25 protein-coding genes and 2 tRNA genes are annotated in these 25,417 nt (G+C 43.5%); 13 read left to right on the plus strand and 14 right to left on the minus strand.

Annotated elements, in window-relative coordinates; genetic code table 11:
- Positions 1–80 precede the first annotated feature (80 nt).
- The 3 genes from ACTHQF_RS10905 to ACTHQF_RS10915 all read left to right on the plus strand — a co-directional run bounded on the left by ACTHQF_RS10905 (position 81) and on the right by ACTHQF_RS10915 (position 2,169).
- Entirely contained in the window at positions 81–1,037 is a 957-nt protein-coding gene (locus ACTHQF_RS10905) for a TonB family protein (RefSeq protein ID WP_440430249.1), read from the plus strand.
- 77 nt (positions 1,038–1,114) lie between these two features.
- Positions 1,115–1,519 (plus strand): EVE domain-containing protein, encoded by a 405-nt coding sequence (locus ACTHQF_RS10910; protein ID WP_440430250.1) that lies wholly within the window; start codon positions 1,115–1,117, stop codon positions 1,517–1,519.
- Positions 1,520–1,599: 80 nt separating this feature from the next.
- Positions 1,600–2,169, plus strand: a complete 570-nt coding sequence (locus tag ACTHQF_RS10915) for a hypothetical protein (protein ID WP_440430251.1) — start codon at positions 1,600–1,602, stop codon at positions 2,167–2,169.
- 2 nt (positions 2,170–2,171) lie between these two features.
- Here the strand turns inward: ACTHQF_RS10915 and ACTHQF_RS10920 are convergent, their stop codons facing one another.
- A complete protein-coding gene (locus ACTHQF_RS10920; RefSeq protein ID WP_440430252.1) occupies positions 2,172–2,693 on the minus strand; it encodes an acyl-CoA thioesterase in 522 nt (173 codons plus the stop codon).
- A 78-nt stretch (positions 2,694–2,771) separates the two neighbouring features.
- Here ACTHQF_RS10920 and ACTHQF_RS10925 point away from each other — a divergent pair, with 78 nt between their 5' ends.
- Positions 2,772–4,265, plus strand: coding sequence for an alpha-amylase (locus ACTHQF_RS10925; RefSeq protein ID WP_440430253.1), 1,494 nt, complete (start codon positions 2,772–2,774; stop codon positions 4,263–4,265).
- Here ACTHQF_RS10925 and ACTHQF_RS10930 read toward each other — a convergent pair.
- Together ACTHQF_RS10930 and ACTHQF_RS10935 are read right to left on the minus strand one after the other, a co-directional pair.
- Complete coding sequence (locus ACTHQF_RS10930) at positions 4,237–5,490, minus strand: DUF5103 domain-containing protein (RefSeq protein ID WP_440430254.1); 1,254 nt, start codon at positions 5,488–5,490, stop codon at positions 4,237–4,239. The two genes, ACTHQF_RS10925 and ACTHQF_RS10930, sit on opposite strands and share 29 nt — an antisense overlap.
- Before the next feature lies 1 nt (position 5,491).
- Complete coding sequence (locus tag ACTHQF_RS10935) at positions 5,492–7,399, minus strand: ABC-F family ATP-binding cassette domain-containing protein (protein ID WP_440430255.1); 1,908 nt, start codon at positions 7,397–7,399, stop codon at positions 5,492–5,494.
- A gap of 112 nt (positions 7,400–7,511) precedes the next feature.
- On the opposite strand from ACTHQF_RS10935, the gene ACTHQF_RS10940 reads away from it, so the two are divergent.
- Entirely contained in the window at positions 7,512–8,540 is a 1,029-nt protein-coding gene (locus ACTHQF_RS10940; RefSeq protein WP_440430256.1) for a quinone-dependent dihydroorotate dehydrogenase, read from the plus strand.
- A gap of 69 nt (positions 8,541–8,609) precedes the next feature.
- Here the strand turns inward: ACTHQF_RS10940 and ACTHQF_RS10945 are convergent, their stop codons facing one another.
- The 3 genes from ACTHQF_RS10945 to ACTHQF_RS10955 form a co-directional block, all read right to left on the minus strand.
- Positions 8,610–8,789 carry a spore protein gene (locus tag ACTHQF_RS10945; RefSeq protein WP_188627233.1) on the minus strand — a complete coding sequence of 60 codons (180 nt, stop codon included), beginning with the start codon at positions 8,787–8,789 and terminating at the stop codon, positions 8,610–8,612.
- Positions 8,790–8,825: 36 nt separating this feature from the next.
- Positions 8,826–8,899 (minus strand) — tRNA-Cys (locus ACTHQF_RS10950).
- A gap of 49 nt (positions 8,900–8,948) precedes the next feature.
- Positions 8,949–9,698, minus strand: coding sequence for a TrmH family RNA methyltransferase (locus ACTHQF_RS10955; protein ID WP_440430257.1), 750 nt, complete (start codon positions 9,696–9,698; stop codon positions 8,949–8,951).
- Between ACTHQF_RS10955 and tamL the strand changes: the two genes are divergently transcribed.
- Positions 9,689–12,070 carry a translocation and assembly module lipoprotein TamL gene (gene tamL, locus ACTHQF_RS10960; RefSeq protein WP_440430258.1) on the plus strand — a complete coding sequence of 794 codons (2,382 nt, stop codon included), beginning with the start codon at positions 9,689–9,691 and terminating at the stop codon, positions 12,068–12,070. The two genes, ACTHQF_RS10955 and tamL, sit on opposite strands and share 10 nt — an antisense overlap.
- A gap of 4 nt (positions 12,071–12,074) precedes the next feature.
- Here the strand turns inward: tamL and ACTHQF_RS10965 are convergent, their stop codons facing one another.
- Positions 12,075–12,611: a hypothetical protein gene (locus tag ACTHQF_RS10965; RefSeq protein ID WP_440430259.1), complete on the minus strand. Its 537-nt coding sequence runs from the start codon at positions 12,609–12,611 to the stop codon at positions 12,075–12,077.
- Between the two features lie 142 nt (positions 12,612–12,753).
- On the opposite strand from ACTHQF_RS10965, the gene ACTHQF_RS10970 reads away from it, so the two are divergent.
- The 3 genes from ACTHQF_RS10970 (at position 12,754) to ACTHQF_RS10980 (ending at position 15,664) form a co-directional block, all read left to right on the plus strand.
- Positions 12,754–12,828 (plus strand) — tRNA-Arg (locus ACTHQF_RS10970).
- Positions 12,829–13,327: 499 nt separating this feature from the next.
- Complete coding sequence (gene mgtE, locus ACTHQF_RS10975; RefSeq protein WP_440430260.1) at positions 13,328–14,701, plus strand: magnesium transporter; 1,374 nt, start codon at positions 13,328–13,330, stop codon at positions 14,699–14,701.
- 108 nt (positions 14,702–14,809) lie between these two features.
- The gene (locus ACTHQF_RS10980) at positions 14,810–15,664 is read left to right on the plus strand and encodes an ATP-grasp fold amidoligase family protein (RefSeq protein WP_440430261.1); all 855 of its coding nucleotides are present in this window, start codon (positions 14,810–14,812) and stop codon (positions 15,662–15,664) included.
- An 80-nt stretch (positions 15,665–15,744) separates the two neighbouring features.
- Here the strand turns inward: ACTHQF_RS10980 and ychF are convergent, their stop codons facing one another.
- Complete coding sequence (gene ychF / locus ACTHQF_RS10985) at positions 15,745–16,839, minus strand: redox-regulated ATPase YchF (protein ID WP_440430262.1); 1,095 nt, start codon at positions 16,837–16,839, stop codon at positions 15,745–15,747.
- An 84-nt stretch (positions 16,840–16,923) separates the two neighbouring features.
- On the opposite strand from ychF, the gene ACTHQF_RS10990 reads away from it, so the two are divergent.
- Positions 16,924–17,406, plus strand: a complete 483-nt coding sequence (locus ACTHQF_RS10990) for a hypothetical protein (RefSeq protein WP_440430263.1) — start codon at positions 16,924–16,926, stop codon at positions 17,404–17,406.
- A gap of 15 nt (positions 17,407–17,421) precedes the next feature.
- On the opposite strand, the gene ACTHQF_RS10995 is transcribed toward ACTHQF_RS10990, so the two are convergent.
- Both ACTHQF_RS10995 and ACTHQF_RS11000 read right to left on the minus strand, forming a co-directional pair.
- Entirely contained in the window at positions 17,422–18,117 is a 696-nt protein-coding gene (locus ACTHQF_RS10995) for an SRPBCC family protein (protein ID WP_440430264.1), read from the minus strand.
- Positions 18,104–18,364 carry a hypothetical protein gene (locus ACTHQF_RS11000; RefSeq protein WP_440430265.1) on the minus strand — a complete coding sequence of 87 codons (261 nt, stop codon included), beginning with the start codon at positions 18,362–18,364 and terminating at the stop codon, positions 18,104–18,106. The genes ACTHQF_RS10995 and ACTHQF_RS11000 overlap by 14 nt, the downstream gene beginning before the upstream one ends.
- Before the next feature lie 121 nt (positions 18,365–18,485).
- Between ACTHQF_RS11000 and ACTHQF_RS11005 the strand changes: the two genes are divergently transcribed.
- Entirely contained in the window at positions 18,486–19,214 is a 729-nt protein-coding gene (locus tag ACTHQF_RS11005; protein ID WP_440430266.1) for a head GIN domain-containing protein, read from the plus strand.
- On the opposite strand, the gene ACTHQF_RS11010 is transcribed toward ACTHQF_RS11005, so the two are convergent.
- The 4 genes from ACTHQF_RS11010 to ACTHQF_RS11025 form a co-directional block, all read right to left on the minus strand.
- A complete protein-coding gene (locus ACTHQF_RS11010) occupies positions 19,211–20,224 on the minus strand; it encodes an aldo/keto reductase (protein ID WP_440430267.1) in 1,014 nt (337 codons plus the stop codon). The two genes, ACTHQF_RS11005 and ACTHQF_RS11010, sit on opposite strands and share 4 nt — an antisense overlap.
- Positions 20,225–20,248: 24 nt before the next feature.
- A complete protein-coding gene (locus ACTHQF_RS11015; RefSeq protein ID WP_440430268.1) occupies positions 20,249–20,428 on the minus strand; it encodes a hypothetical protein in 180 nt (59 codons plus the stop codon).
- 71 nt (positions 20,429–20,499) lie between these two features.
- Positions 20,500–21,525, minus strand: coding sequence for a hypothetical protein (locus ACTHQF_RS11020; RefSeq protein WP_440430269.1), 1,026 nt, complete (start codon positions 21,523–21,525; stop codon positions 20,500–20,502).
- Position 21,526: 1 nt separating this feature from the next.
- Positions 21,527–23,257: an ArnT family glycosyltransferase gene (locus tag ACTHQF_RS11025; RefSeq protein ID WP_440430270.1), complete on the minus strand. Its 1,731-nt coding sequence runs from the start codon at positions 23,255–23,257 to the stop codon at positions 21,527–21,529.
- Between the two features lie 120 nt (positions 23,258–23,377).
- On the opposite strand from ACTHQF_RS11025, the gene ACTHQF_RS11030 reads away from it, so the two are divergent.
- Entirely contained in the window at positions 23,378–24,838 is a 1,461-nt protein-coding gene (locus ACTHQF_RS11030; RefSeq protein ID WP_440430271.1) for a M20/M25/M40 family metallo-hydrolase, read from the plus strand.
- A 104-nt stretch (positions 24,839–24,942) separates the two neighbouring features.
- Positions 24,943–25,389: a KTSC domain-containing protein gene (locus ACTHQF_RS11035; protein ID WP_440430272.1), complete on the plus strand. Its 447-nt coding sequence runs from the start codon at positions 24,943–24,945 to the stop codon at positions 25,387–25,389.
- Positions 25,390–25,417: the final 28 nt, after the last annotated feature.

A 25,417-nucleotide genomic window follows, 5' to 3' on the forward strand; every position in this document is an offset into this window, starting at 1 on the left:
TTCCCACATGAAGACTCCAGCCTTATGCAGGTTACTTACATTCCACATAAATTTTTATCTTTCGACAAATTAACGCTACAATGAACGCATCTTTTTATCTGGTACTGATCAGCTTTATGCTGTTGGGTATGCCAGTTGCATTAGGTCAAACGACCTATTATTTGAAAAACAACGGGGATCATGCGATCAGTAAGGAAACAGCAGATTTTACCCGTATCGTAAGCGATCGGAACGAGGAGACTGTCTTGTATCCAATGAAGGAATTTTACCTGAACGGAGCGGTCCGGAGCACCGCGCATTCTTACAGAAAGGATTTGCCGGTTTACCATGGTGCTTTTACGGCCTACTTTGAAAGTGGCATTAAGAAACAACAGCTGAATTACATAAGGGGCATCATGGTCGATACCGCGGTGCACTATTATCCAAATGGGAAACTATACCAATTCGTACGGCATCCAAAATTTGGGGATAGTAGTTTAGCTTATGTTGAAACCGTTAATGACTCCGCTGGTAAAGCGCTGGTCAAAAATGGAAACGGACAGGCAGTCATTTACGACGCTGATTTCAAGTACATCACCGCTCAGGGGAATATCAAAGACGGTAAATATGATGGCGCGTGGACCGGTGAGATAAGGTCGGATGCTGTTATCCGGTATAAGGAGATCTATGAAAACGGGAAGTTGCTGTCTGGACAAAGCGTTGATGAACAAGGAAACAGCTACCAATATACCGAATCGGAGGTTAAACCAACATTTGAAGGTGGTATGAAGAATTTCTATTTATATGTTATACGCAATGTGCGTTATCCGGCTCAACTCGCATCAAAGCGAGTACCGGGTGTGGCGCAGATCAGCTTTGTGGTCCTCAAAAATGGTAAAGTCACTGACGCACAAGCCATCAATGATGTGCATCCTGCACTGGCTGCGGAGGCGATTCGTATACTTAAGGGTGCCAAAGGCTGGATACCCGGCCGTCGCAAAGGGAAACCAGTTGATATGGCTTTTGTAATGCCTTTCACATTTAACATTGCTTACTAGCGAGATATTTCCAGGCAGGGTATAAAGATTGACATTGTGTTTAAAGAGTGTCGTGTAAAATTTCTTTAATTTGTGGTATGAACTACTTTTTAGTAAAATCTGAGCCTTTTAAATATAGTTGGGAAAAATTTAATGAAGAGGGGCGTACTTTTTGGGATGGTGTTAGGAACTACCAGGCGCGCAACAATATGAAAGAGATGAAAGCGGGCGACCTGGTCTTGTTTTATCACAGTAATGAAGGAAAGTGTGTAGTGGGGATTGCCAAAGTTGTTCGGGAGTATTATCAGGATCCTACAACAGAAGATCCAAACTGGGTTGTTGTGGACCTGGCACCTGTGGAAACATTAAAAAACCCGGTTAGTCTGGCGCAAATCAAAGCCGAAGAAAGTCTTGCAGACATTTCATTGATCAAACAGGGAAGACTTTCAGTAATGAAATTGAAGAACACAGAGTTTGACAAAATTCTGGAAATGTCTCAATAATGTTTACCAAATTCTGACAATTTTAAAACATTTTATTGTATAAGTCGGTTTTATTCATATCTTAGGGTACAATCCAACATATGAGAAAGCGACTTTATCAAATATCTACCGCCATATTGTGCTTCGTCGCCACCAACGTTTGTGCACAGGTAAAGCCATATTTAGCCGTTGTTCGTACATCAGGCGAAACCATTAAGGGTATTCTTTACCAGGTTTCTGCGGATAGTATTTGTATTAAAACTGATCAGTCTAAGGTTTCACTTTGTCCTACAATGGTGAAGACGATCAAGATCAAGGAAATCACAAAGAGCTCAAAATACCAGAACTATCTGGGGCACGATTCTTACCAGGCACGTTACTTAAAGGTTTCAAAGAAGATGAAACCTGTGAGGAAGTGGGGTGAAGACGATCCGACCATAGAGGAAGAGCTAAGCGGAAGGATAATCACTGGATTTTACAATGCCGCGCTGAATGGCATTGCTTCTTCATTCCGCATCATGAATGGAAACTCTAAGTTTTTAAATATCAACTATGATAAACTGAGTTATAGTCGCGAATTGAATAGCCTGAGTGCTTATTCCATTGAAAAACAACTTAACAACCAGGCTGTGAATAATTCTTCTTCACAGTCCCTGGCGAAAGGTAACTAGCCTTAGTCTCTAAAAAATAAGGCTCTCAGTTCAGGTGCATCGTTTGGATTCATCTTGCCTGCCAAAATCAATCTTAACTGGCGGCGTCTTAATGCACCTTCAAACAGTTCAATTTCCTGAGTGGTTTCTGGAACCAGTTCCGGAACCGGGATGGTACGTCCACCTTGGTCAATTGCAACGAAAGTATAATAGGCTTCATTCGATTTTACCCGTCCACCTGTGGGAATGTTCTCTGCCCAGACATCAAGACGTACTTCTACAGAGGTGTGGAAGGCACGTGTAACCTTTGCTTCAATGGTGATTACGTCACCCAATTTTATCGGCTGCTTGAACGACACGTTGTCTACAGAGGCGGTGACCACGATCCGGTTGCAGTGCTTTTGTGCAGAAATCGCAGCGGCGATATCCATCCAGTGCAACAGCCGTCCGCCCATTAGGTTATTTAAGGTATTTGTATCGTTGGGTAAAACCAACTCATTCATGATGGTAAAAGAATGACTTGGATTTTTGGATTTTAAACTCATATTCCCGCAAAAGTAAACAAATTGTAGTACATCATGTTATTGTTTTTGCTTCGACGGAGGGGCCTTTAAACAGAAAGAATGATCAATCAGACATTGGTGCAATATTTTCATTGGTATTACAATGAAGAAGAGAAATTATGGAATAAAGCCAGGAAGGAAGCAGGGCATCTGGAGGACTTAGGTGTCACCATGGTTTGGTTTCCCCCGGCCTATAAATCTACAGAGGGCGCGAACTCTGTTGGATATGACTGCTATGATTTGTACGACCTGGGAGAATTCGATCAAAAGGGCAGCGTAGAAACCAAATATGGGTCGCGCGAGGAGTATATCGCAGCGATAAAGACCTTACAAGAAAAACACATTACCGTGATGGCCGACGTGGTGCTAAACCATAAAGCCGGCGCAGATGAGTTGGAAAAGATTCCTGTTCGCAGGGTGAATCCGCACAATCGCGAGGAATTTATATCTGACGTATTCGAGATTGAAGCCTGGACAAAGTTTACCTTCCCAGGCAGGGCAGGAAAATATTCCGCGTTTATCTGGGATTATCATGCATTCAGTGGTATCGACTGGGCGGCAGATCTGCAGGAGGAGGGTATTTTCTCCATTCAGAATAGCTATGGAGATGGCTGGGAGCAGGTTCCCTCGGGTGAGTTTGGTAACTATGATTACCTGATGTTCAACGATGTGGATTTTAGAAATCCTGCAGTCCGTGAAGAGTTGAAACGTTGGGGCGAGTGGTATTACAAAACTTGTGGCATGAAGGGTTTCCGCTTGGATGCTGTTAAACACGTATCTGCGGATTTTCTGAACGAGTGGATCGATCATATGAATGCGACTTTTAACGAGAAGTTCTTTATTGTGGCTGAAAATTGGGTTACCGCGCAGGTTGAAGAGCTGCATGCCTATATTGAAGAAACCGGTGGGCGAATGCAACTGTTCGACTCTATCCTGCATACCAATTTCTACCTTGCGGGCCTGGCAGAAGAACGCTATGATCTAAGCAAGATCTTCGACGGCACCTTAACACAAACACATCCATTCTTATCCATCACCTTTGTTGATAACCATGATTCACAACCGCTGCAGGCCTTGCAGTCGTACGTGGAATACTGGTTCCGTCCACTGGCTTACGCGCTGATCCTGCTGCGTGAACATGGTATCCCTTGTATCTTTTACCCGGATCTTTATGGTTGTAAGTACAGCGATAAAAATGAAGCAGGTGAGGAGGTGGAGGTAGAATTAATCGGACTACCAAATCTGCATGTAATTAGTAGAATCAGAAAGTTTCTGGCGCATGGACTGCAACGGGATTATTTCGATCACCCGAACTGCATAGGCTGGACCCGAGAAGGGGACGATGAAAATCCAAACTCCGGATTGGCAGTAGTCATGAGTAACGGGGATGAGGGCATTAAAACTATGGAGATCGGACAGCGGCATGCCGGCAAGACCTTTACCGATGCTTTAGGTATTTGGCAGGAGCCTGTAGTGATAGATGAAAATGGTTGGGCAGATTTTTCTTGTCAAGGAAAAAGTGTTTCTATCTGGACGTCTGGCTATAGCCAATAAGTTCTTCCCAGCGGCTGCCAGGACTCTTATAATAGATAAATACCTGGTAGCTGTTATCTGTTTCAAAATACGATCCTTCTAATGCGGTATCATCGATCTTTCCAATTTCAGCGTCTACCACTGCATATTTGTAGTCATAAAGACCCTGTTTCAATCTCAGGGTACATGTGTATACGTTTGAGCTGGCATTATACTGCATTTTATACTCCGGGTCGGTTGAATAATTGTTGAAACGGCCAAGTACATATATCGCTCTGTTCGCTAAGTTCTGACCTGCTTTTAAGCTGAAGGTAACTTGTACATAGTCGCTTTCGGTATGTTCATCACGGCCATCCTGATTACGGATAAAGAAGTTTCCATTTTCATCAAAAGTTCTAACATACCTGCCGGTGGTTGCGGCATCCGTAAAAAGCAAGGCCCGATAGATGGTATCCTGCTGGATGTCTTGCACATGCTCAGCTTTTGTGCGCAGGCTTCTGATGTCGAACTTTCGGAATTCATTTCCCGCAGGGAAGTCGTTGGTATAGGGATCCCTGTATCCGAGTTCTCCAGGTTTGATGGAAGAGGGCTTAGTGGTAAGCTTTGCAGAATACGGGATGTTATTTTGAGTGACGACCACCTTTACATCGGCAGCGGGGTTCTGAATAGCCGCGCTGTGAAAGATATTCACATTGATTTTCTGGTTTGATGTTCTTAGTGGCACCTGCATGCTTGGGAGCAGCTCTAAACCTGCATTTACACGATTGTCGACCACATGAAAACGCTGGGAGATCACTGGCTTATTAAGATCACCATCCAGGTAAACTTTGAGTAGGTAGTTGCCGGATATTTTTGGCTTGATCTGTTCGTTGGGCAGGCTTAAGCTATAATGGGTGTACTTTTGAAGAGTATTCGAGGAGTAAGCATAGTCTATGATGCGGTCGTCAGAAAAACTCTCCAGGTAGTCTATTGGCGACAAGTTTGAGGGCTTCCAGTCGTGTGTGTGATGTTCAATCGTGTACCAGTAGTTTTTACTGCCACCTTCAAGGTCGTCAAAACTAAAAATCAGCCTTTCGGCTGATTTCAGTGTTATGATTGGTGTGGACTGCTCTTTCTCCTGATTGTAACAGATTACCGTGCTGATCTCCGGACGGTAGACTTTGTTTAGGGCGGTAAATGCCAGTTGTGCCATCCCCAGTTGAATACCTGATACCATTAACAGGAGCAATCCAGCCAGTTTCTTCATGTTAGTTCTCTAGTTCCATGATTTCGGCAGCCAAGGCCTCCCATGATTTCTGTGCAGCATCAAGCAGGTGTTTATCCGCCTGATATTTCTTATTGATCTCGGCAAGTTTCGCCTGATCTCCGTAAACCTTATCGTCTGCAAGTTCCGCTTCTGTTGCTTTAACCTGAGATTCCAATGCCGCAATTTCCTTTTCGATGTTCTGCAGTTTGTCGTTCAGCTTTTTTAGCTGGCTTTGCGTAGAAACAGGTTTTTCCTGCACCTTAGGTTTTTCCTCTTTCTGTGCTTTCACTGGAATAGGTGTCGGTGCAGGTTGTACACGTTTGCTGTTCCATTCTTCGTATTCCGCGTAAGTTCCAGGGTATTCTTTGATGTCCATGTTTTCAATGAACCAGATCTTATTGGCAACATTATCCAGGAAGTACCTGTCGTGGGATACTGCAATGAACGTACCTTCATATTGCTGTAAAGCCTGGATCAGGATGTTTACCGACTGTATGTCCAAGTGGTTGGTTGGCTCATCCAGGATCAGGAAGTTGGAATCTGTAGTAAGGGATTTAGCAAGCGCAACCCTGGATTTCTCCCCTCCGGATAATACACGGATCTTTTTAAATACGTCGTCTCCGGTGAAAAGGAAACATCCCAGGATACCACGAAGCTCGGTATCTGTATGTTTAGGCGCAAATGCCTGAAGTTCTTCCAAAATCGTATTGTCCAGGTGAAGAGACTCCAGCTGGTGCTGCGCAAAGAAGGTGGTGGTAACATTATGACCGGTTTCACAAGCGCCATCAAACTTCTCGGTACCTGCAATGATCCGTAATAGGGTAGATTTACCTTTACCGTTCGCTCCAATTAAGGCGATCTTATCACCTTTCTCGATCAAACCTTCCGCATTTCTCAGTATCTCTACGTTTGGATAGCTTTTGTTCGCACCTTCGATTTTAATGACGTGGCGACCCGATGGTTTAGAGAACTTAAATTTAAAGTTTACTGTTGGATTGTCGTCGTCAACATCCTCCACCCGTTCCATTTTGTCAAGGGCTTTCATACGGGATTGCGCCATTTTAGCTTTAGAAGCTTTGGCTTTAAAACGTTCAATTAAACGCTCTTCCTGTTTGATCTTAGCCTGTTGATTTTTAAACTCGCCTTTTTGGATTTCCCCCCTCAAAGCTTTTTCTTCCAGGTAGAAGGTATAGTTACCGGCATAAGGGGTCAATTTTCCTTTGCGCGATTCAACGATCTTATTTACAACTTTATCCAGGAAGTACCTATCGTGTGACACAATGACGATAGCACCTTCGAAGCTCATCAAGTAGTTTTCCAGCCATTTGATGGAAGGTAAGTCCATGTGGTTGGTCGGCTCATCCAGCAGCAGGATATCTGGTGTTTGGAGCAGGATCTTGGCCAGCATTACACGCATTCTCCAACCTCCGGAGAAGGTGTTTAATGGTCTGTGCTGATCATCTGCGCTGAAGCCTAGGCCGGCAAGAATTTCGTTAGCGCGGTACTCGATATTGTAACCGTCTAAAGCTTCAAATTCCTGTTGTTTATCACTCAGTTTATTTAAGACTTCCTCCGAATAATCCGTTTCAATCTTCTTCAATAATTCTTCGATCTCGTCGTGTAGTCTGTTCTGGCGCTCGAATGCCTCCATGGCAACATGTAGAATACTATGGTGCGAGTCGTAGGAAAGTAAATCCTGGTTAAGGTAGCCGATCTTCAGGTCTTTAGACATGGAGATCGTACCCTCAGAAGGAGCATACTCGCCAACAATTATTTTCAGAAGGGTGGATTTTCCGGTACCATTAGCACCAATCAGGCCTATTCTTTCTCCTGGTTTGATGTGCCAGTTGGCTTCGTCATATAAGGCTCTGGAGCCAATTCGGAAGGTTAAGTCGTTTATTGAAATCATTTGTGCGCAAAAATACGATTTTTAGCTACAAAATTGGTGTTAGGATTCCGCTAGGCCGTGCTTATTTAACAATTTGAAGACGAAGCCTATTGAAATTATTATCTTCGTGCCTATGTACCGTTTTATAAAACCTGTTTTTTTCCAGCTTGATCCGGAGAAAGCGCACTATTTTGTAACCCGTAGGCTAAACTGGTTCAATACACACTTTCCGTTTGGAAAAACGATCTTAAGAAGCAGTTTTGGAGTAAATATCAAAGGGCTGGAACGAGAGGTCTTTGGAATCAAATTCAGCAATCCTGTGGGCTTAGCCGCAGGTTTCGATAAAAACGGTGAGTATATTGAGGCATTGAGTAACCTCGGCTTCGGTTTCATTGAGGTTGGTACCGTTACGCCGCTTCCTCAACCCGGCAACGACAAACCAAGAATGTTTCGTCTGGTGGATGACAATGCCATCATCAACCGTATGGGCTTCAATAACAAAGGGGTGGATACGCTTGCAGAAAGGCTACGCCTGCTCAAGTCCAAAGATTCTAAAATTGTAATCGGCGGAAATATTGGAAAGAATAAGAATACCCCCAATGAAGAAGCCGTAAACGATTACATTAAGTGTTTTGACAGGCTCTTCGATGTGGTGGATTACTTCGTGGTGAATGTTAGCTCACCGAATACACCAGGCCTTCGTTCCCTTCAGGAGAAAGGACCTTTAAAGGATATTTTAAACGCTTTGCAGGCAAGAAACCTGGTGAACGGCGTTAGTCGTCCGATCCTGCTGAAGATTGCCCCAGATCTAACGAACGAGCAGTTAGACGACATCGTAGAGATTGTTCAGGAAACCAAGATCGCAGGGGTAATTGCCACAAACACCACTATTGACCGAAACGGACTTTATAGTCCTGCTCAGGTCGTTAAAGAAGCTGGGGGACTTAGCGGGAAGCCGTTGACGCAAAAGTCTACTGCGGTTATCCGATATCTTGCAGACAAGTCCGGTCGTTCTTTCCCGATTATCGGGGTAGGGGGGATACACAGTCCTGAAGATGCAAAAGAGAAACTAGCGGCTGGTGCCTCACTGATTCAACTTTATACAGGATTTATCTATGAGGGGCCGGGACTGGTTAAAAGAATATGTAAGGCGCTGGTGTAGAAAAATCCAGCGCATAAAAAAAGCGGTCACCTGTTATAGATGACCGCTTTTTTTATGCTTTAATGCAGATTAACCGTTAGCAGCAACTAGTTGTGCAAGGATTGCATTGTTCTTAGCCAATTGATTGGTAGTCGATTGTTGTGAACGGCTTCCTAATTCAATGTTAGTTGCTAATTTCAAACGTTTAACTTCTAAACGAGAAGTTGTTTTATTTTTTCTGTCTTTTCTTTTTAATCTCGTTACTGCCATGGTCTTACCCTTTAAGTTTTTAAATTTAAATAAATCTGGAGGTCGAGAGCGGATTCGAACCGCTGTAGAAGGTTTTGCAGACCTCTGCCTAGCCACTCGGCCACTCGACCCTTTTATAATTCAGGCTGCAAAAATAGTAAATATAACTTAGGTTGCAACTTATTTGTATAAATTTCTACTAATCTCGGCACATATTATTGCAGCGGAAATTGAAACGTTCAGAGACTCAGCGGCCCCAATGCGTGGAATGGTGATTTTGCTGGAGATTAAATTGGCGACTTCATCAGAGATTCCCTGACCCTCGTTACCTAGAACCACCAATCCTTCCTGTTGCCATTCAACCTGATACAGATTCTCGCCATCAAGCATTGCAGCATAAACTGGTATTTTCAGGTGCTGCAAATATGTAGGCAAGCTGGTGTAGCAAATATCAACGCGGGCCAGTGATCCCATAGTTGCCTGCACGGTTTTCGGATTGAAGACTTCGACGGTGTTTGTAGAACAGATGATGTGCTTAAAACCAAACCAGTCGGCCGTACGGATTATGGTTCCCATGTTACCCGGATCCTGGATGCCATCAAGTACCAGCGAGAATCCAGCCGATAATGCTTCCGGAGCAATCACGTGGTTCTCCGGAATTGCAATTAATGCAAGAATTCCCTGTGGGGCCTGCAGTGTACTAATCTTTTCGAGTTCAGCGTTGTTTACTTCAAATAACTTTATATTTGAAGCCAATTTAGGTAGTAAAGATTGGTATTGAGGCAGATAATAGATACTTTGTATCTGGTACTTTGAAGAAAAAAATTCCATTAAAGTTTTCAGACCTTCTACAATAAATAGCCCATGCGCTTTACGGTACTTTTTTTGGTGTAACGATTTAATAAACCCTATCTGAGATTTTGAAAGCATACCTGAATCATAAAAAGAAGCACAAACTTCCTGCAATATTACTGTTTATTATTCTTTTTGTTACCGCATGTTCTTCTACAAAATACATTCAGGACTATCAGGCAATCGTTAAGAATGTGGAAATTGATAGTGTGCCAAAGCGTTATAATGAGGAAGCACTTAATTATGTTCAGAAAGATATTCGTCCGGCACCCAAATTCGGAATAAACGTAGGGCTATATAATCTCTTTTACGGGTTGTTTAAAACGAAGGCCGTAGGTTCACCCGCCCCGGTGTTGGATAGCGCCCTGGTAGAAATATCGCGGAATCAGATTGAAAAGTTCCTGGTTAGTAAAGGCTATTTCAAAGCTCAGGTTGATGCGCAGATAGCGGTCAAAAATCAGCGTGCTGATGTGCTTTTTAAGGCAAAACCCGGGCTTCCTTTTTCAGTGAATGATGTGCGGTTTGACATTGCAGATAGTGCGATGAAAAAGCTTTATATCGAGCACAAACATCAATTCAGCCGTTTACATTCCGGTATGCAGTACGACGATGATTCACTTGCATTTGAGCGAGAGCAAATTTATGAGTTGATGAAGCAGAATGGCTATTACGACTTTTTGCGTCCGTATGTGAAATTCTCTGTAGACTCGAACTTGAATAACAACAAGGTAAACGTGGAATTGCAGGTGGACAATCCAGAAGGCAGAAGCCGGCACGAAGTTTTTACGATCGGTCAGACCAACATATTGATTGCACCTTCTCCCGATGGCTTTCCACAACTTGACAGCATTAAACTAAATCCAAATAGCTATAGGGATATCCGCTTTACAGATATCTCAGGAAACTTCCGTCGCAATCCAATTGTGCGATATGATTTTTTAAAGCCCGGCGATAAGTATGACATCAGAAATGAGACACTCACTTATGACAGGCTCTATGAGCTAAATGTCTTTAAAAATGTAAAGATTGACTATCTAAAGGCGAAAGATAGCTCCAACAAGGTAGAGCCACTGATCAGGCTTATTCCACAGAAGCGGATGAGTAACCGGATCGAAGGCGAAGTGCCCTTTAATGCGGGAACTGTTGGTTTCACTTTGAGTAATACGTATACCAATAACAATATATTCCGTGGCGCCGAACGGTTTGAGTTTCAGGTGAAAGGCGGCTTGCAATCCAGGATCGGGAATGGCCGTTCTTTATTCAGTGAGATCTACCAGCGTGATTTTTCGGTGAGTGCAAACCTTGCGGTACCAAGGCTTATTGTGCCCTTTGATGTACCTTTAATGGGGAAAAGTGGAATGCCCTTCACCACCTTCTCATCCAGTTACGTCTATTCACTACAGAAAAACCTATTCAACAGGAAGGTATTCTTGAACTCGATCACCTACGACTGGGTAGAGACAAAAACCAAGAGACACTCGTTGACGCCATTAAATTTTGAATATCGCTTCGGTGGGCTATTGATTGACACCACAACGGAGAAAGGGCAGGAACTTATTGCGTCTAATCTTTACAACATCAATTTGCTGGATCGTAGAGATATCACCTTGGGGGTAAAATATACCTACACGGTTAATGCAAACAAGTTACTCTCCACGGAAGACTTTCTTTACTTCCGTGGAAATATTGATATGGCGGGTAACTTGCTTCAGGGCATTACCAGCATCGGCGGCGGCGGACATAATCCAGCAGCTGGTGATTATGCGAAGGTATTCGGCTTGCCATTTAACCAGTATGTACGCCCTGAGGTGGATGTTCGCTACTATAAGAGTCTTGGCGGTGCACGCCAGTTTGTAGCCCGTATAAATGCCGGGGCGGGATATGCGTACGGCAACTCGACAGAAATCCCATTTGAAAAGTTATTCTACGCGGGTGGTTCTAATGGCGTTCGCGCATGGCAGGCAAGAACCCTTGGTCCTGGTAATTATAATCGTGCAGAACGCATCCCGAATGAGGAAAACAGAAGAACGCTTTATGGCATAGACCAGTTGGGGCAAATGCACATCGAAGCAAACCTGGAATATCGATATATGCTGCTCGACAAGTTCTTCGGTGCACAGTTGAAAGGTGCCGTGTTTTTGGATGCCGGAAACGTTTGGAACATCAACTCCAACAATAATCAGCCAGAAACAACTTTCAAGTTTGCGCAACTTGGAAACCAGCTGGGCATAGGTACAGGACTGGGTTTCCGTTACGATGTGGATTTTTTTGTCTTCCGCTTCGATGTGGGCCTGAAGTTAAAGGATCCGCAATTCCGGGGTGGCGATCAGTGGGTGATCAAGAAGTTCTTCAGCGGTGGACAGGAGTTTAAAGATGAATACTTCCGCACACATAGTCCGGACGGCTATCGTTTTGTGCAATACAATTTCGGAATCGGTCTACCTTTCTAAGTTGCTAAAACAACCGTTTAAGCGCGTCGAAGATTGTTTCGAAGAAGGTACCAATGCCCAAGCCGCTGCTGTGATTGAAGTAAATTAAGATCAGGAAAATGATGATGCCCAGGATGAGCAGCTTCCTGAAAAGAAAAACGATTACTACAATAATCAATGGGATAGTCACCAACCACATGGAATTTACCGTGTAAGGGTTTAGGCTTCCATCTTTTTTATGAACATATACCAGTTTGCTATGCGTGCCTTGGTCGTTGGTGTGTTTGATGTAGACAAAGGCGGAGCGCTCCAACTGCAGCGGAACAATTGCAACGCCGTCGTGGAAGCGTAGGGATTGTGAAAATCCGCTTACCGTGAAGGTGTAAATGCCGTTGATTGTCTCCTGAGGATTTTCCAGGGAGTCTGCTGCAATGATTGCAAGTTTGCTGTTTTTAAGCAGGCTTTCCTTGACTATAAAGTTGTTAATGTCTAATTTCTGGCTAAATACAGCATTGCTCAAAGTGAGTAGGAGCAGGAAAAAACCGAATCTTAATTTAAGCATCGTAGGTTTGAAAAATAATTCAAATGTAGTAAAACCGCGTGTTTTTATTGATACTGCTTCATAATTTGCCTCGCCGATGTTGCAAGGCAATTTTTTATCTACGTTTAATGATATGTCGTGGGATTGTATATCTTTGCGCCATGTTCCCGTAGTTCAATGGATAGAATTTCTGATTCCGGTTCAGACGATATGAGTTCGAATCTCGTCGGGAACACCAAGAAGCCTCTTAGATATTAATAAGAGGCTTTTCTTTTTTAAGCAGTTTCCCCAACATTGGTATTGCCTTTACCTGCTTTCGTTCAAAACATGTTCGCTGGGGGTTCAAATATTCACATTATCCTTCACGTTTGTCATTTTGCGGCTATTTTGAAACACAATTACGGTACATTTGTCCTGAGAGCGTTAATGGATTAGGGCAGCCGGAGGGTTGCCCTTTTCTGTTTTGCTCAAATTATGAATCAAGATTTGTTTAGGAAAAGCGATTGCAAACATCTCTGATGCAGACTTGACTGTCAACTCAGGCATGTACTCTTTGTTTAAAGCTGCTTCAATTTTGTTGTGCTTTGCAGGCGGCTTCGAGTGCATTTTGGCATTGTTTTTAGAAACTAAAGGTGTTCGTAGAAAATGTGAACTAAATAAAGCAAAAGCGTTTTTTTTTAAAATAAAAACCCACTTTTGCAATCTTGTAAACAGGCAGACATGTAAAAAAGGATTCTATGGAAGAAATGATTGTGGAAGAAGTAGTTGAATTATTGGAGCAGGCTGATGATGCTCAATTAAAAGACTATCTGGACAACCTCAACATTTCTGATGTCGAACATCTCATCGATGAACTTCCGGAACATGCCGTCAAATTCATCGATACACTTGCGGTAAATCGTGCTGTAAATGTGTTCCGAATTCTGGACTTTCCAACGCAGGAGCGTATCTTAAAAAAACTTCCTGGAACTAAACTGGCGGAACTGATCAACTTACTTCCTCCCGACGATCGAACAGCGCTTTTCAGCGAGCTAAAAGGGGATGCAGTTAAAAAGCTGATCATCCTGCTTCCCGCTGCAGACAGGTTGGAAGCCTTATCGTTGCTTGGATATAAGGAAAACAGCGTTGGACGTTTGATGACACCGGACTATGTTGCGGTGAAAACGCATTGGACCATCGCTCGTGTAATTGAACATATCCGATGGTATGGCAAAAATTCTGAGACCATCGATGTCATCTACGTCATTGATGATGATGGTGTGTTGCTGGATGACATCCGGATCAGGGAAGTATTGTTAGCCGATCCACAGTCCAAGATTGGTGATCTGGCCGATAATCGAACCATCGCACTGAATGCCAATGATCCCCAGGAAGAGGCGATCAATGTGTTCAGGATGAATAATCGTGTAGCATTGCCCGTTGTTGATGACAGCAACGTCTTACTTGGCATCGTGACCGTTGATGATATCCTCTGGCTGGCCAATGAAGAGTATACTGAAGACATTCACAAAATAGGGGGTACCCAGGCACTTGATGAGCCTTACCTGGATATGCCGCTGCTCGGACTGGTGAAAAAGCGTATCGGCTGGTTGGTGGTGCTTTTTCTTGGAGAGATGCTTACTGCAACTGCCATGGCACATTTTCAGGAGGATATTGAGAAGGCTGTTATTTTGGCCATGTTTGTTCCCCTAATCATCTCGAGCGGAGGAAATAGTGGTTCGCAAGCTTCCACATTAATTATACAGGCTATGGCTCTTGGTGAAATTACCGTTAGCGACTGGTGGCGTATTATGCGCAGGGAAATTCAATCGGGGCTCTTGCTTGGGGTGGCACTGGGCGCCATAGGGTTTCTACGGATATTTGCCTGGGCGCAGTTTACGGACATCTATGGCCCGCATTGGTTGCTCATCGGCCTAACAGTTGGTGTAGCCTTAGTTGGCGTAGTGCTATGGGGATCTTTATCCGGCTCTATGCTGCCCCTTGTGCTGAAAAGATTAGGTGCCGACCCTGCAACCTCTTCTGCGCCCTTTGTGGCTACATTGGTGGATGTTACCGGCTTAATCATCTATTTTTCTGTTGCGGTAATGTTTCTCAAAGACGTACTTCTGTAATTTTTTTAGCTGAATCTATGTAAGAACAACTCAATTACACGTTAAATAGCCGGCGGCTCCTAATCCGCCTTAATACTGATCCTAAATACCTAATATAAACCTATCAAAATGCTTAGAAAACTTAAGAGCCTGCTGCAAAACCGCGGCGAGTTTCCCTCACGAATCAGAAAACGGAATGACGTCTTTTGGTCTGCACCTGATGCAAGGGAGATTAAACTGGTAAAACACAATGCAAATGACCCAATAGAGAAATGGAGAGATGCTCCGAATTGGCAGCGCAAGCTCAGCAATAAAGCAAACTCCAGGGAGTTTGCTGCAAAATTCGGATCAAGACTGCCTGACCTATATTTTAAAGGCGCTGATGTCGAGAACATAGATTTTGCTTCATTGCCCAAAAATTACGTAATCAGACCCACAATTGGTTTCGGTTCGGCCATGGTATTCGTAATGAAGGATGGTGAAAACCTTTTTGATCATACCCGTTATGAACATGAGGAAATAAGAGCAATTCTGAAGAAGATGATTTCAGAGCGGCCTGGTTTGGAAGTGCTGGTTGAAGAATTCTTGCAGAATGAGCAAGGCGAATATGGCATTCAAACTGATTACAAGTTCTATTGTTACAAGGGTGAAATTGCATGTTGTTGGGTGATCAATCGCGAAAGCCCAAGTACAGGAAATGGTTCTTATTACGACGAAAAGTGGAATAAGCTAAAGATGGTAAATAGCCTGTACCCACATCGGTATGAACCGGCGAAGCCTAAATGTTATGAAGAGATGGTGGAACAGGCGAGAAAACTTAGTAAAGCCTATGATATTTTTGTAAGAGTGGATTTTTATGCCACGCCTAAAGGTGCCGTGTTCGGTGAATTTACACCTACACCTTCTATGGGGAAAATGTACACCAGCTATGGCAAGAAGTTGCTGTTAAACTACTGGGATAAATATTGCCCGGGCGAGATCTAAGGATAAATTTCCAAAATCATATACAAACAAAGGGCAGGTGATTATTCACCTGCCCTTTGTTTGTATATGGATTTAAAATCTTAAACGTTGAAACGGAAGTGCATAATGTCGCCGTCTTCAACAACGTAGGTTTTTCCTTCAACGCCCAGCTTTCCTGCTTCTTTACAGGCAGCTTCAGAACCAAGTGTTACAAAGTCATTGTACTTAATCACCTCGGCACGGATAAAGCCTTTTTCAAAATCGGTGTGGATAACACCTGCGGCCTGAGGTGCAGTGAAACCCTTGGTAATGGTCCAGGCTCTCACTTCCTGAACGCCCGCAGTAAAGTAGGTGTAAAGGTCAAGTAAGCGGTAAGCTGCTTGTATAAGCTTGTTAACGCCCGACTCGGTAAGTCCCAGGTCAGCAAGGAACTCCTGACGTTCTTCGTAGCTGTCAAGTTCCGCAATTTCAGATTCAATCTTCGCAGAAATGATCAGGATTTCTGCCTGCTCATCTTTCACCGCCTCACGTACACGGTCAACGTACTCGTTTCCATTGATGACTGAATTTTCGTCTACGTTGCAGACATACATAACAGGCTTTTGAGTAAGCAAACCCAGATCTTTGATAAACTCAAAGTCATCGGCTTCAACCGCTGCAGAGCGTACGGATTTACCCGCCTCCAGGTGGTTTTTTATAATGCTGAGGATGTCAAATGTTCTTTTTGCTTCCTTATCAGTTTTGGCCATCTTTTCAACTTTTTGAATACGTTTTGTTACGGTATCCAAATCTTTAAGCTGAAGTTCGGTGTCTATAATTTCTTTATCACGAACAGGATCTACAGAGCCATCCACATGAATAACGTTACCGTCTTCAAAACAGCGTAGCACATGGATGATTGCACTCGTAGCCCTGATATTTCCGAGGAATTGATTTCCAAGTCCCTCACCTTTCGAAGCGCCTTTTACTAGTCCGGCGATATCAACAATCTCGATGGTATTTGGTTGTACTTTATTCGGCTTCACGAGCTCCGCAAGCTTTGTAAGTCTATGATCAGGAACAGTAATAACGCCAATATTCGGTTCGATGGTGCAGAATGGAAAGTTGGCCGCCTGGGCCTTTGCGTTTGATAAACAGTTAAATAAAGTAGATTTTCCGACGTTCGGTAAACCGACTATACCACATTGTAATGCCATGAATGATTTTTTCTAGATTCGCCGCAAAGGTATCAAAAATAATCTTTAAGTTTAGCCACATAAATCAACGCGGAATAGAGCAATATGGAAAATTATAATGAGCCGGAAATGGGGCAAGAGGAAGAGGATAGTGCGATTAGGCTTATCATTACGGAAGACGTGCGCAGCTATATTTACGAAACGGCGAAATGGACAAAGTTTCTTTCCATTGTAGGCTTTATCCTAACCGGATTGATGGTTATGGTGGCGCTTAGTGTTGGTTCTGTGATGGACAGCATGGCCGAAATTCCTGCTTATTCAGGTTTGGCAGCGATGGGGTCGGGACTATTTATCTTCTTTTATCTTTTACTTGCTTTGGTATACTTCTATCCAAGTTTCCTGATGTACAAGTTTTCCAGCTCCGCTAAGCTCGCGGTGTTGTATGGAAGCCAGGAAGGCTTGAGTGAGGCTATGGCAAAGTTGAAGTCCATATTTAAGTTCTGGGGTATTCTAACCATTGTATTTATCTCTTTATATGTGCTCATGATCATCCTGTTCAGCATTGGAGCAGGTATCGCAGCAGCATAAATGACAAAGCTCCTGCTAAAAGGCAGGAGCTTTGTTTTCAATCTTATGTTTGAAGGTTTTAATTTCCTTGGCAAGCATTTCTTCAAATACGGGGTTCATCATTTTCGAAACGCCTACACCAAGTCCGCCTGCCGGTGGGCGGTACGACAATACAATCTTTAACAAGGTTCCTGCACCATCGGGTGTTTGCTCAAATTCTACGCGGCCTACATGAGGCAGCATTGAACCTTTTACTGCTCTCCAACCAATCAAGTGCCCAGGTTCATCCTTCACGATTTCTGCTTCCCAGTTTATCGGGAGAAAGCTTCCAAGTACATTGGATTTCCACTTAGATAGATTTTCATCCACCATCTCTACATCCATCAAATGATTGATGCTTGCTGGAATGTTGCTCAGGTTCCTCCAGTAGCTGTAAACTTCTTGAGCGGGTTTGTCAATTACAAACTCACCTTTGATATTTACTGCATGCTGCTTCCGGGCATCAATACCGAGTTGATCATAGATCACACATCTTCCTGAGAAGCCACGGTAGGTCAGGTATGCTCCATACCAGAATCTGGATTTAAATGGATTTGTTATGCCTTTGCTCAAGAGTGCTCCGCCCAAGAACACGGAAACAAGCCGTTCCTTGAACCCGAGGTTGCGTCGGAATTCCCTTTGAATCGAGAAATTCCCGGAGCGCAGCTTTAATGTTTCATCATGAATTACCATCTTTTGTCTTTTTAGTTATCGCCTCACCAATGGTGTTAACATCCTCTTCCGACAGCTCACCCCATAGTTGCTCCCATTTACCTTCTGACTCCAAGCGAATTTGCGTAAGTTCATTCTCATCGTCAAATACGATAAAGTACTCTACACTGTCACTTGTTTCGTCTGGTTTAACGTGTAAATTTCTCTGCTGTCCGTTTAAGGAAACTTCAATTTTAAAGTCGGGATTACTTGTTCCTAAGTCTGCCATGATCGTTGTTTAAGTAGAATTAATAACAGTTTTTAGATTCTTCTGTTTTAAAACTTAAAATTTTGCCCCTCCCCATGCAACTTTTTGGAGCGATCAACGTCTTATTGTTAAATCTAAAAACATGAGAAAAGTATATCCATTCCTACTTGGAGCGTTATTGGCAAGTTCCGGCCTTCAAGCATCGACAGTTTTGCCCTCTACATTTCACAACTTTGAACTAAGGAGCAATCCAGACGTTAAGAACTTTCATGGACTGGCGATTCAGGGTCCGATTCAGGTGTTTGTAAAGATGGGGAACACGGAAAGTCTTCGAATGGAGGCAGATGAAGAGGTATTAGCGTCATTGGTTATGGAGGTGAGAGGAAACATCTTAGTTATCCGGCCAAAGCCAAGCATCACCAGCTGGGCTAAGAAGTATGAAGATAAAAAGATCGTAGCCTATGTAACGGCGAAAACATTGACCAGTTTGACCATGAGCGGAAACAGTTCCATTGAAGTAAGCGGAACCATCAATGCTGAGGAACTTACAACTACCCTCAGCGGAAGTGGTCGGGTTTCGGCAACTGTTGACGTGGATAAGCTGACATCTGTAATTAGTGGTTCCGGACATCTGGATATCAAAGGCAGGGCAGAGCGCGCAGACATCACCATGAGTGGTGCCTCGAGATTTGCGGGTAAAAGCCTGAAGGTTGATGTACTGAATACCCGTATGAGTGGGGCAGGACGCGTTGACATTCATGCCGATCAACAAATTGATGCCCTGATCAGCGGATCCGCTCAGGTAAATTACAGTGGCAATGCCAGTGTAAAGAAACGCGTGATTGGATCCGGTGGTGTGAATAAGATTTAATGCGGAAAGTTACGCTGGTGCCAGTATGGGTACACTGGCGTAACATCCGACACCTGATCAAGTCTTGCGACTTGTTCAGGTGTTAAATTCCAACCTACTGCACCAAGATTCTCTTTCAGTTGCTTTTCATTCCTTGCGCCTACAACCAGACTGCTGATGGTGGGCTTTTGAAGCAGCCAGTTTAAGGAAACCTGTGGGATGCTTTTTCCGGTTTCTTCAGCAATCTCCTGCAAAACATCCACAATGTTAAACAGAAATTCGTTACTGACATCCGGACCTTGCCCGCCACCCTGGCTATACCGGCTATCCGCTGAAGGTGCAGGATTATTCCTGTTGATTTTTCCGCTCAGGCGACCAGATGCCAGCGGGCTCCAAACGATGGTACCAACCTCTTGATCTATGCCCAAAGGCATAAGCTCCCACTCAAATTCCCGGTTAATCAAAGAGTAGTACGCCTGATGGGCGACATAGCGGCTCCAGCCGTACCGTTCCGAAATGGAAAGTGACTTCATTAAGTGCCATCCGGAAAAGTTAGAACAGGCGATATACCGCACCTTACCTTGTTTCACAAAATTATCCAGCGTACTTAGTGTCTCTTCTATGGGGGTGCTTGCATCAAAGCCATGCATGTGATAGATGTCGATGTGATCTGTTTTAAGGCGTCTTAGACTATCATCGAGTGCTTTGCTCAGGTGATATCTTCCAGAGCCAAAGTCATTAACGCCGGGGCCCATACGAAAGGTTCCTTTAGTTGAAAGTATGTAGTCATGCCTTGAAATGTCTTTCAATGCTTCTGCGAGGATCTCCTCCGACATTCCATTTGAATAGCTGTTTGCGGTATCAAACAGGTTTAATCCCGCATCCAGGCAAAGGTTAATAAGCTGTCTTGCTTCATCAACCTGAGTTGTTCCCCATGCTTTGAAAAACTCGTTTCCACCGCCAAACGTTGCCGTGCCAAAACTTAGGGCAGGCACCTTTAGTCCTGACCCACCTAATCTTTTATATTCCACAATGCTTCTTGTTAAATCTGAATGCTATCTACTTTGCTGAAGGTGTGTCGGCGTTGTAATTTCGGCAGCGGCACGAGGGGTTTGTTTGTTGCACTGGCCAAGTGCCCAATAAATCAATACGAAAATGATAATGGTCGAAAAGCATCCACCACCAAGTTTTTTTGCGCCGTATCCAGCAATCAGCGTTTTAAAGAATCCATTCATGTCTTTCAGTTTAGTTAATACTAATGATTAACATTCTAAAAGAATAAAAGGTTTCAACCTGCAATGCTACCTTATTTCAGCTTTTTAGACCCTGAAAGATTATACCTCAGGAAGAAGGCTTGCTGGTTGTCCATGATGCCATCAGCGTAATGATACGTAAATACAAATCTTCCGCTGATGTTTTTGAAAAGGATGGGCGTCCAACCGAAATCAATTCTGTTGTAGGTTTTAGCATCATAAAACTTGTCGCCCAAAATCAAATGATGACCCTCTCCTGCATAGAACGTATTCGTAATACTAAAGCGCTTGTAACCAGCATAGAGGTCGGCAACAAAGCCTTTGGGGGTTACAAAATCCGATACACTTCGAGTTCTTTCAAACGATATCATTCCACCTCCAGCAATTGTTAATGAGTCCAGGAAGGTTGATCTGGATAGATCCATACCTATTTTGACTGTTGCAGCGCCGTTGTCCTGCAAGTTGTCGCCTGGAACTTCTATTGCTGCACCAGCATTGTGGAACATGTAGGCGTGGTGGCTAACAAAGAATTTTCCTGGTTGATATTTACCCGCAAGTCCAAAGATGAAAGTTTCACGGTCAATATCCGTCTGTCTGCTGGTCCAATCCAGCCAAATGATTTCCCTGAATTTACTGGTTTCATATTTACCCAGCATACCCTGCACATTCGGGCGGTAATAGTTGAGTGTGTCAGATAATAGTGCACGCGGATAGTCATCAACCAGGTTTAAACGAGGGAAGGATCCAATGAAGAAATCTACTTTGTCTTTTTGGTACTGATAGTATATTACGGGTTCAATCTTGTCGAAAAAATTAGCGCGTTGTGAGCCGAACTCATAGAGTGCATTGAAGCCGACGCGAAGTCGGTGCACACTATCGATCCTTAGTCCAAGCTCTGGCGATATCCTGCTACCGAAGATTGTTTGAGAGTATCTACCGGATTTCATGTATTCACGGTTATCCATGAAGCCGAAAAAGCTAAGGTTGCCTTCGAGTTCCTGTGCGTTACTGATCGTCACGCTGAATAGCAGTAGGCATAGCATAAAAAGCCTGCGAATAAAGGAGTTTGTATGGTTCATATTATTTAACATTCATATTAATCATTTCACTGTTTCTGGATCCGGGAAATGGCGCTGTTCTGAGCGCGATAAAAAGCTTGTATTTTCCAGGTTTTCTGGGCGCCTGTATGCCAACAGTAAACCTGATACTTCCTTTTGCCGGAATTTTGATCTGCTTGTATGCTTCGGTGATGGACTTCACCTGAACAACCTGCCCCTGCTCGTAAAACCCATAAAGTAGTTCGATTTCTGCCTGACCCTCCAGGTCAGAAAAATCAACTTCCTGACCGTAAGGGTTGTGAATCAGGAAAGTCGTGTTCCTGCTTTCAGCAGCGCTCCAGTTTTCATCATAATATTCGGGGCTGAATTGTAACTTCTGGTAGAGTCGTGCCGGCTCTATAAACCTGCCGTATAGCGGACCTTTATTGGTGTTGATCTCTATCTGGGTATGCTCATCTCCCTGAGCAGGACGATCGAGCAGGTATAATACTTTTTTAAACTGCAGGCTATCTTCCAAAGGCCAGATGTCAAATTGTGTTTTGCGGTACCCGTAGGAGTTATAGCCAAATCCTTTCAGGCTGTTTGTATAGAAGTTGTAATAGGAAGGTGCCTGAAATCCGTCTTGAAAAATCACAGGATGACCTGCGGCGGCTTTCTCGATCGACTTCGCCCAGGATTGATAGCCGTAATAGTTTGCTACAAACTTAATGCGCTGTAATGCAGGAGGTGCAGCGATCAAAATCAAGCGTGTGAGTAGAATCAGACCAATATTCAAGGCAAATAAGTTGTAATAGGTTTTACTTATGCCTCGTTCGGCAATATAGATATAGGCCAAAATAAAGAGCGGTATAAATTCAATTAATGGCCAATGTGCCTGAACCCTGCCTTTAAAGGTGATGAAGAAGAAAAAAACAAAAACACCGTAGACCAGGAATTTCAATCCTTTCAGAAAAAGGTCTTGTTTTACGGGCTGCTTCCAGGCGGTCGTGATCAGAAACCAGCCCATCAATGGACCCATCATCAGCAGTTGATCGAGAAAATACTGTGCTGTATACTCAAACTTGTAGGGGCTCGCCGAACGCTCAAAAAGATGGTATTTAACAGATGGAAATTCATTTAAATATTGCCAGTAGATGTGCGGCGCAAATAGGAGCAATGCAAGCGCCATGGCTAACCAGAAAGATGGCCGTTTAAAAAGAGCAAGATTCGAAAGCAGCATAAAGAAAATAACCAGTACGCCATGATATTTACTGAGCAGCAAAGCAGCCGCCAGTAGTCCCAGCGCTAAAGCCCAACCCAGCTTGTAAGCCTTCAGATATTGCTGGTAGGCATATAGAAAAAGAATACTGAAAAAGTAAAGTGGCGCATCGGGTGTGGTGATAAAACCATAAACATGGAAGACCAGCACGGAACTAAAAAGCAGTATAAATAGCGGCAGATGTTTGGTGTAGGGCTTAACAATGTGCCACAGCACCAGGATCGAAGCTGTATTGGTAAATACGGTAACCAGCCGTAAGCCGAGCGGATTGTGCATGAGCCAGTCGCCAGCCTTAATGTATAGCGCCACCATCGGCGGATGATCGAAATAACCCCAGTCCAGAAATTTTGAGTATAGCCAGTAGTAAGCTTCATCAGGATGTAACCCTGTAAATGCTGCTTGTATCAGGTTGATGAGAAACCAGATGCCCAGAAATACATATAGCAGTTGCGTTGAAGACCGATTCTGTTCAAATCGCTGGAATAAACGAGCCATGTAAGTTTTTATGGCGTAAAAGTATCAAATATTCTTGGTAGCGGAAATTATACACTCATCCCGGCCCCCTGGCGAAGACTGGAAAGTCATTTTTTTTATATTTGGGAATACAACAAGATTATGAACATAACCCAACCTACCAGATTATTAATTGCATCTGCTTTGATGTGGAGCTTTTCGGCATCAGCCCAGGACAAGTTCGGAGCTGTATTCAGCCAGATCAATGCTGACGTGCAGCAAAACTCAAAAGCCTATCCCAATTTAAAATCCGCTACGGAAACGATTGGACATCGGTTAACCGGCTCGGAAAATGGCGCAAAAGCAGAAGCATACGCTTACAACCTGTTAAAGTCCTACGGATACGATGTCCGGTATGAACCTTTTGAGGTGGAGAGCTGGAACCGGATTAGCGTAGAAACTAAAATCGGTTCAGAAGGTAATCTGCAATTGATTAACTCAGTTACATTGGCACATTCACCTGTAAAAGCAAGTATATCTGCTGAACTCGTGGATATGGGTAATGGTACAGAGGCTGATTACCAAGCTAATCCGGATAAAGTTAAAGGAAAAATAGCTCTTGTATTTCTTGGAACGCTACCCGGATCTCCCGAAAATACACCCAGGCTTCACCGGTCGGAGAAAACCGCTTTAGCTACCCAGTATGGCGCCACAGGTATTGTAATCATTAATGGTGTAAAGGGCGATGTATTATTAACAGGTACAGCATCTGTTACCGGAAAACTCATTCCAATTCCCGCCGTTTGTATTGGGCTGGAAAACGGTATGCGCATCAAAGAAAGCCTTAAAAGCAACAAGCAATTCGCAAGTATCAACATGACCAATTTCTCGGGCATGATCAAGGCTAGAAATGTGATCGCAACACTAAAGGGTACGTCAATTCCAAAGGAGAAAATTGTAGTTGGCGGTCACCTTGATAGCTGGGATCTGGCAACTGGTGCTATTGACAATGGTATAGGTTCTTTCGCGATTTTAGATATGGCAAGAACATTTAAGAAACTGAATTTAAAAACAAAACGTACCGTAGAATTCGTGATGTTTATGGGTGAGGAGCAAGGCCTTCTAGGATCGAAGGCTTACGTGGCGCAAGCAAAGAAAGATGGCACATTAGAGCAGGTGAAGTTCATGCTGAACTACGACATGACCAATGATCCAAAAGGATTTTCAACCAGTCGGAAGGAAATGCAGGGTCTGTTTACTTCCTGGGGCGCAGAGATCAATAAAATAGATACTGGATTTAAAAACCTCTTTACCGCGGGTGCTGGTCTGCATAGTGATCATCAGCCCTTCATGCTTGCTGGTATACCTACTGGTGGTGGTGCAGGTGGTAGGTTACCCAATAACTCAGGACCATTCTATCATTCTAATGGAGACTCCTTCAAACTTGTAGACGAGCAAGGGCTTAAGAATACCGTGCGATACAGCGCGATGCTGACCTATGCCTTAGCAAATACGCCTGAAATCCCGGTTAAGGTGCAAACTGAAGAGGAGATCAAAACATTCCTGCAAGCAAATAATCTTGAAACACCATTACGTATCGCAGGTGATTGGCGCTGGGAGTAACGATCTAATTTATAATTAGTTATTAGCTTGTGTGGGAGCTTAAATAATCCTACCTTTGCAAACTTGTTTTCACAGTGCAGCAATGCACTGCTATTAACCACATTATGAAGAAAATCGTCGATTACAGAAAATTATTAGGTGTACAGAAAGATACCGAGTTAAAAGAACTTAAAACCATTTATAGAAACCTGATGAAGGACTGTCACCCTGATAAATTTCAGGACAATGACGAAGAGAAATTAGCTGCAGAACAAAGGAGTAAAGAGATTATTGAAGCTTACCACTTTTTAGTAAGTATAGCACCGGAAACACTATCATTATCTATTGAAGAATATACACAGACCACTGCTACCTGTGGCATCGCTGATTTTTCATGGGCAGGATTGGTGCTTACCGTTCACTTTTTAGATGGTAGCAGTTATGAATATTTCGAAGTGCCAAAAGCTGTTTATGTTAAACTTGTAAACGCCGACTCACCAGGTCGTTTTGCAAGAAGACATATTTTTAGTGTATATCCTTACCGCAACATTGCAAAACTGGCAACAGCTTAATTTTAGCGATCAGGACAATAAAGCATAG

Origin of the sequence: Pedobacter sp. SAFR-022, assembly GCF_051965375.1 — a bacterium.
Lineage (GTDB): Bacteria > Bacteroidota > Bacteroidia > Sphingobacteriales > Sphingobacteriaceae > Pedobacter.

What these genes read in the sequence shown, in the direction of transcription:
- ACTHQF_RS11005 (WP_440430266.1), top strand. Translation starts at nt 18,486, where the DNA reads ATGAGAAAAGTATATCCATTCCTACTTGGAGCGTTATTGGCAAGTTCC.
- ACTHQF_RS10925 (WP_440430253.1), top strand. Translation starts at nt 2,772, where the DNA reads ATGATCAATCAGACATTGGTGCAATATTTTCATTGGTATTACAATGAA.
- ACTHQF_RS11035 (WP_440430272.1), top strand. Translation starts at nt 24,943, where the DNA reads ATGAAGAAAATCGTCGATTACAGAAAATTATTAGGTGTACAGAAAGAT.
- ychF (WP_440430262.1), bottom strand. Translation starts at nt 16,839, where the DNA reads ATGGCATTACAATGTGGTATAGTCGGTTTACCGAACGTCGGAAAATCT.
- ACTHQF_RS10920 (WP_440430252.1), bottom strand. Translation starts at nt 2,693, where the DNA reads ATGAGTTTAAAATCCAAAAATCCAAGTCATTCTTTTACCATCATGAAT.
- ACTHQF_RS10915 (WP_440430251.1), top strand. Translation starts at nt 1,600, where the DNA reads ATGAGAAAGCGACTTTATCAAATATCTACCGCCATATTGTGCTTCGTC.
- mgtE (WP_440430260.1), top strand. Translation starts at nt 13,328, where the DNA reads ATGGAAGAAATGATTGTGGAAGAAGTAGTTGAATTATTGGAGCAGGCT.
- ACTHQF_RS10990 (WP_440430263.1), top strand. Translation starts at nt 16,924, where the DNA reads ATGGAAAATTATAATGAGCCGGAAATGGGGCAAGAGGAAGAGGATAGT.
- ACTHQF_RS11015 (WP_440430268.1), bottom strand. Translation starts at nt 20,428, where the DNA reads ATGAATGGATTCTTTAAAACGCTGATTGCTGGATACGGCGCAAAAAAA.
- ACTHQF_RS10930 (WP_440430254.1), bottom strand. Translation starts at nt 5,490, where the DNA reads ATGAAGAAACTGGCTGGATTGCTCCTGTTAATGGTATCAGGTATTCAA.
- ACTHQF_RS10935 (WP_440430255.1), bottom strand. Translation starts at nt 7,399, where the DNA reads ATGATTTCAATAAACGACTTAACCTTCCGAATTGGCTCCAGAGCCTTA.
- ACTHQF_RS10980 (WP_440430261.1), top strand. Translation starts at nt 14,810, where the DNA reads ATGCTTAGAAAACTTAAGAGCCTGCTGCAAAACCGCGGCGAGTTTCCC.
- ACTHQF_RS10955 (WP_440430257.1), bottom strand. Translation starts at nt 9,698, where the DNA reads ATGCTTTCAAAATCTCAGATAGGGTTTATTAAATCGTTACACCAAAAA.
- ACTHQF_RS10965 (WP_440430259.1), bottom strand. Translation starts at nt 12,611, where the DNA reads ATGCTTAAATTAAGATTCGGTTTTTTCCTGCTCCTACTCACTTTGAGC.
- ACTHQF_RS10940 (WP_440430256.1), top strand. Translation starts at nt 7,512, where the DNA reads ATGTACCGTTTTATAAAACCTGTTTTTTTCCAGCTTGATCCGGAGAAA.
- ACTHQF_RS10945 (WP_188627233.1), bottom strand. Translation starts at nt 8,789, where the DNA reads ATGGCAGTAACGAGATTAAAAAGAAAAGACAGAAAAAATAAAACAACT.
- ACTHQF_RS11020 (WP_440430269.1), bottom strand. Translation starts at nt 21,525, where the DNA reads ATGAACCATACAAACTCCTTTATTCGCAGGCTTTTTATGCTATGCCTA.
- ACTHQF_RS10995 (WP_440430264.1), bottom strand. Translation starts at nt 18,117, where the DNA reads ATGGTAATTCATGATGAAACATTAAAGCTGCGCTCCGGGAATTTCTCG.
- ACTHQF_RS11025 (WP_440430270.1), bottom strand. Translation starts at nt 23,257, where the DNA reads ATGGCTCGTTTATTCCAGCGATTTGAACAGAATCGGTCTTCAACGCAA.
- ACTHQF_RS11030 (WP_440430271.1), top strand. Translation starts at nt 23,378, where the DNA reads ATGAACATAACCCAACCTACCAGATTATTAATTGCATCTGCTTTGATG.
- ACTHQF_RS10905 (WP_440430249.1), top strand. Translation starts at nt 81, where the DNA reads ATGAACGCATCTTTTTATCTGGTACTGATCAGCTTTATGCTGTTGGGT.
- ACTHQF_RS10910 (WP_440430250.1), top strand. Translation starts at nt 1,115, where the DNA reads ATGAACTACTTTTTAGTAAAATCTGAGCCTTTTAAATATAGTTGGGAA.
- ACTHQF_RS11000 (WP_440430265.1), bottom strand. Translation starts at nt 18,364, where the DNA reads ATGGCAGACTTAGGAACAAGTAATCCCGACTTTAAAATTGAAGTTTCC.